The 5,460-nt window shown below is 38.0% G+C and carries 6 protein-coding genes; all 6 read right to left on the bottom strand.

Annotated features, from left to right (window positions below; all coding sequences use genetic code 11):
- Positions 1-382: 382 nt before the first annotated feature.
- Positions 383-577 (bottom strand): hypothetical protein, encoded by a 195-nt coding sequence (locus K8S13_RS16320; RefSeq protein ID WP_291464120.1) that lies wholly within the window; start codon positions 575-577, stop codon positions 383-385.
- Positions 578-628: 51 nt separating this feature from the next.
- Positions 629-1,012 (bottom strand): winged helix-turn-helix transcriptional regulator, encoded by a 384-nt coding sequence (locus K8S13_RS16315; RefSeq protein ID WP_291464117.1) that lies wholly within the window; start codon positions 1,010-1,012, stop codon positions 629-631.
- 176 nt (positions 1,013-1,188) lie between these two features.
- A complete protein-coding gene (locus K8S13_RS16310; protein WP_291464115.1) occupies positions 1,189-2,310 on the bottom strand; it encodes an RNA-binding domain-containing protein in 1,122 nt (373 codons plus the stop codon).
- Positions 2,311-2,377: 67 nt separating this feature from the next.
- The gene (gene asnB / locus K8S13_RS16305; protein ID WP_291464113.1) at positions 2,378-4,237 is read right to left on the bottom strand and encodes an asparagine synthase (glutamine-hydrolyzing); all 1,860 of its coding nucleotides are present in this window, start codon (positions 4,235-4,237) and stop codon (positions 2,378-2,380) included.
- Entirely contained in the window at positions 4,238-5,212 is a 975-nt protein-coding gene (locus K8S13_RS16300) for a glycosyltransferase family 2 protein (RefSeq protein WP_291464112.1), read from the bottom strand.
- The coding region (locus tag K8S13_RS16295; RefSeq protein ID WP_291464110.1) for a hypothetical protein at positions 5,205-5,460 on the bottom strand (256 nt) is incomplete at its 5' end. The genes K8S13_RS16295 and K8S13_RS16300, both read right to left, overlap by 8 nt.

The following is a 5,460-nucleotide window of genomic DNA, read 5'->3' as shown; positions in this document are numbered from 1 at the left end:
TTTGTATCCCGAAGTTAACACACTTATGTCATGCCCCATTGCAACCAACTCTTTACCAATATGATATGTTGCTGTTGAAGCTCCGGCACCCAATGGAGGAAACTCGTAATTTATTAAAAGAATATTAGAGACCTTTGAATAACCCCTATCTTTATGGATTTCAGTTTTGCAACTCATTGATTTTATTAGATGTCAATTTTAAAAATTGCAATTATTCAAAGGCCTCTATTAAAAACCGGACATCCATCTTACAAAAATATAAATCCAGATAGCTCCGCCTCTTAGGTTACATGACCCACGTCATATAACATATTGTTTTTATTTAATATTTCTCTTTAGTTCAAACAGTTTTTGATTTTCAAACACTTTAAAAAATTTTAACTTAATCCACTATTTGAACCATTGTAACCGGTTTTATTTTTTGTCCGGTACATACGACCATTTTCCCATAAGGAACTTCTGCTTCATGCAATTTTTCAGCCAATTCATAGCAGCGTTCAATATCTGAAATGATGACAGAATCGAATAAATCATTTTCATTTTTAAGAGACTTGATCGAGTATATTTTTTTCTTCAACCAGATTTTATTGTTTTGATTGTCATCAACTACTTTTATTATTTCAAGACCTCATTCTATCGTAGCAATGTAAACAATTTCAGCAGGTTCAGAAATTCCACAGATAACGATTCTCGTTAATCTATTTTGTTCTAATTCAGAACAAAGATGAATTACTTTTTCTCTTAACCTGCTATAATGCTTGATGGATTGTTTGGCATATTCAGTAGTCATCCTTACTTTTTCAAGCATTCCCTTTGGAGTGAGATTATATAGCAGCCGCTTTCCATCCATCTTCTTGACAAGAATCAGTTCTCTCTGAATTAATTGTTTGATATAACCATTTAAATATGAAAGGCTGATATCGGTCAACTTTGACAGGTCTCTTTGCGTTACACGGCTGTTACTGACAAGTTCCGTCAAAATTTTCAACTTTGCTATTTCTTGCTTATTCACTGATGTCTCTATTGATTTGGTGTATCACTTTTGTCAATTTTTTATACAACATTATTTTTTTGTTTTAAAATAGAACAAAGAAACATTAATTGTCAAGAACTATATTTTAATGTGAATACGATATATTCAAAAAATCCATTTTAACTTTAATGCCATAGCTTTTAATAGCCCGTAATTCAAGGCCATTGGAGGGTAACCCTGAACTCTTCACCAGAATCTTCAAACAAAACATTTCTTTTCAACCTTTTTGCCTCCTGGCAGACCATGGGCAGCCCCCGCCCCAATCTATCCATATATCCGAGATTCTCCATCAATCTAACCAATAATGGATTGCGTGCAAAGCTTGTTCCAACTGACAATTTTTCAATGCTCACTGTATTTGGCAAACGGCCAGGGCTTATAAATTCAATACGGTCACTGAACATAAACACCCGGTTCTGAGAACCAATAATGCTGTAATTGCGGTGGACAGCGGCATTGACCAATAATTCACGAAAAACTTTATCAGGGTAGTTTGCTTTTTCCACACGTTTTGCCCCCTGGATTCTCGAGGCGACTGATCTATTGGCTTTAATAGCTGCAAGAGCATTATCAACCTGTCGCGGCAGGCTTCCACCAAAATTTTTTTTATCAAAAAGTTCAGCATCCAGTTCCTTCCCTTCAAAATGCGCAAAGGCAATACCGGCTTGGGGTAAAATTTTTTCAGGATTTATTCCAAAAACCAAATCTCCTCCCACAGTCGGCCGCCCGTTGTTCCCCAGAACATCGCTGGCAGTTAACAACCTTATTTTTTCATCTTCAGTCTCACTTGCAAAGCTGATCTGATATCGGGAAAAATAATCGGCAATTGCAGAAAAATCTAATTGCGAAATACCTGCACCACTTATTTCGACCAAGTCGTAATGAAACAGACCTGATGCCTGAAAAAGACGAATCAGTCCTTCTCTTGAGGCAATGCGTTTCGTTGAGCCTACCCGAATAAAATAACGATTTTTTGAGGTGTAATAGGGCCTGTCCACTCCTTTTGCAATGGCAATACGTGCAATTTTAGCACCCTCAATTACAACTTCCTGATATGATGGTTGCAGCGGTGGAATAACACCTGCTCTGCAAATATTCATAACGTCTTCTTCATAAGAGCGGGATATCCCTGTAATTTGCCTGTCATCTTCTACCCCAAGCCATATTTCACCGCCTTCAGCATTGGCAAAAGCAACGACCTCCTCAGCAAAAACCTTTGCTGAAACTCTTTCAGACTTAAACTCAATATACTGATTTTCGGACTTTGGAATTTTCATTATGCTCACGTCTTACCCATTAACAATGTTAATGTTGTTGTCATCATATATTATAAAAAAAATTGCTTCATCTTTTCTGGTTCCAGGTTTTAAAAAGCCAGTAGTTCCAGAGGAATGCCCTGTTATCTGCTTTGTTCTCCAAATGATCTTTTTGAATTTTTTCTAGAAATATTGAATTAAGCATATCAGGCAATATTGTTTTATTAAAATCAAAAAAGGGTTGCTTCAGCCATTTACCCACCGGAATACCAAAGCCTTTTTTGGACCTGTATAAAATTTCTTTGGGAAGGATTTTTTCAAGGGCTTTTTTCAGGATATATTTTGTCTGACCGTTTCTATATTTGTATTGTGATGGGATTCTTCTAACAAAATCCACAAGCTCAATGTCCAGGAACGGAGCCCGTACTTCAAGAGAATTCATCATGGAGGCCCTGTCAACTTTCACAAGAATATCATCCTGTAGATAAAATCTTGTATAAAATTGAAGGGTCTGATCTGTCAAGTTCCTGGTTTTGCAGGTATCCCAAAGTTCAATTGCTTCTGAGTAAAGATCTTCGATATCCACTGGTTCATTAAAAAGTTCTTTTATTTCAACAGGTGACAGGGGCCCAAGCCATACCGGGCTCCATAGTTTGGGGGGAAAACTCAATCCCCTCAGTGTTCGCTTAAGTTTGAAATCAAGGCTCATGTTTTTGTGAGAAACAGGGAGCATCCCGATAATGGACTGAATACCTTTGTGAATGGGCCTGGGAACCAATTTTGAATACAGGTTTGCAAGTTGTAAAGCCCGGAACGGATCATAGCCTGCAAAGAGTTCGTCTGCACCATCCCCACCAAGGGCAACTGTCACATGCTTTCGTGTGGTTCGGCTCAGCAGATATGTGGGAAGCAATGAACTGTCTCCCATGGGTTCATCAAGCTTTGAAATAATCTTTGACAGCAGGCTTTTGGATTTTTCAAGGGATAGTTTTTCATTATAATGGTCTGTGTTAATAAATGCTGCCGCCATTGATGCATATTTTGATTCATCAAAACTTTTTTCATCAAAGCTGATGGAAAAAGTTTTTAGAGCACCAGGCTCCATAAAGGATGCTGCAAATGCTGCCACACATGAAGAATCAATACCACCGCTTAAAAATATTCCCAAGGGAACATCGGAAACAAGTCTTCTTTTTACTGCTTTTGAAATAAGCGAGCGCAGTTCTTCTCCCCATTCTTCTTCAGGATTACTGGGTATTTTTTCAAAAGGCTCAAGAACAAATTCCCAGTATTTTTTTATCTCCAGCCGATTGGATGAAATACTATATATCAGGTTGTGTCCGCCGGGCAGTTTTGAAATATTTTTATAAATAGAACCGGGGGATGGAATATATCCATAGGCAAAATATTTTTTTAAACTCTTTTCAGAAATTGAGGTTTTTATGGACGGATGCAAAACCAGGGAGGAAAGTTCGGATGAAAAAACAAATGTATTGTTTTGGATAGAGTAAAACAAGGGTTTTTTCCCAAACCTGTCCCTGCTTATGAATACAAGTTTCTTTTGCCTGTCATAGAGTGCAAATACCCACATGCCGTTTAATTTTCCGGGCAGTTTTTCTCCCCATTCCCTGTATCCGTGGAGAAGGACCTCTGTATCAGAATGATTTGAAATGAATTTATGTCCTTTTTGTTCAAGCTCATTTCTCAGTTCCGCATGGTTATATATTTCACCATTGAATATGATGGCAAGGTTGTTATCTGTAGTGGACATGGGCTGCATTCCATCCTGAATATCTATGATGGAAAGCCTTCTATGACCGAAAAACAGTCCATTACCCTGATCATGAAAAAAGCCGTCAGCATCCGGTCCCCGATGCTGAAGCGCATCAGTCATTCTTTTAATGTCTGTGCGGGAACCCTGTCCTATAAACCCGGCAACACCGCACATTTATTTTTTATTTCCCTCAAAATTTTTCACGTCTTCAATAAGATAGATACTTTTTTGCTGAGTCTCATAATATGTCCGCATGATCATTTCTGCCAGAAGTCCCAGTAAAATACACATAAAAGCACCCAGCATTGTCATTGAAGCAAGAACCGGAAGAGGCGTGTCAATATAGAAAACTCCCTTGAAATATTTTAACCAGGTAGCATAGAAAAATATACCCATGGATATCATGGCACTGACAAATCCAGCCCCACCAAACACATAAATGGGTTTCTGGGCATAATTATCCAGAAATGTAATGACGATGAGATCAAGAAGGACTTTTATGGTCCGCTCAAGGCCGTATTTTGATTTCCCATGAATCCTGGCATGATGTTTTACCGGGAGTTCAGTAATCCTTGCGCCTTCCCAGCTGGCATAAATAGGGATAAATCTGTGCATCTCTCCATATAGTCGAACCCCTTTTATGATTTTTTTTCGATAGGCTTTGAGGGTGCATCCATAATCTTTGAGTTTTACACCGGAAATTTTTGACACCAGTTTATTGGCAATTTTACTGACAAAAACCTTTCTAAAGGTATTGTCCTTTCTATTTTTTCGCCACCCTGAACACAGATCAAATCCCTGGGCAAGCTTTGCAACAAGCTTTGGGATATCTTCAGGGTCATTCTGAAGATCTGCATCCATGGGAATGATGATATCACCTGATGCATGATCAAACCCGGCCATCATGGCTGCAGTCTGACCAAAATTTCTTGTAAAATGTATAACTTTTACCCTGGTATCTTTTTCAGACAGCTCATTCAACCTGACAGCACTTGCATCCGAACTGCCGTCATTTACAAAAACAATCTCAAAATCACACGCCATACCGGTGAGAGTTTTAATGAGCTTTACATAAAGCTCATTAATATTTTTTTCTTCATTATATACTGGTATGGTTACCGATATCATTTCATCTGTTTTTTTATTCATTTTCTTCAATTATCTGTGCATTCCCTGTAATAACATTAACTTCAATTAAAAATGTCCTGCCTTTTTTATTCATCAGTGTTATACGTCCACCGTCTGTGTTTCCAGCCGGATAAAATATGATATCAAACAAACCTTCTGTAATAATCTTATCCTTTTGTACACATTTTTCCAGTTTGACACTGCCCGCTAAAAAAAAATCTTTTATTCCGATCCACTCCATTTCAGGGCCTGCAAAAGAGTCATTTCCT

The sequence above is a fragment of the Desulfobacula sp. genome, assembly GCF_021107415.1.
This window is presented reverse-complemented; position numbering and strand designations above follow the sequence as displayed.

What these genes read in the sequence shown, in the direction of transcription:
- K8S13_RS16310 (WP_291464115.1), bottom strand. Translation starts at nt 2,310, where the DNA reads ATGAAAATTCCAAAGTCCGAAAATCAGTATATTGAGTTTAAGTCTGAA.
- asnB (WP_291464113.1), bottom strand. Translation starts at nt 4,237, where the DNA reads ATGTGCGGTGTTGCCGGGTTTATAGGACAGGGTTCCCGCACAGACATT.
- K8S13_RS16300 (WP_291464112.1), bottom strand. Translation starts at nt 5,212, where the DNA reads ATGAATAAAAAAACAGATGAAATGATATCGGTAACCATACCAGTATAT.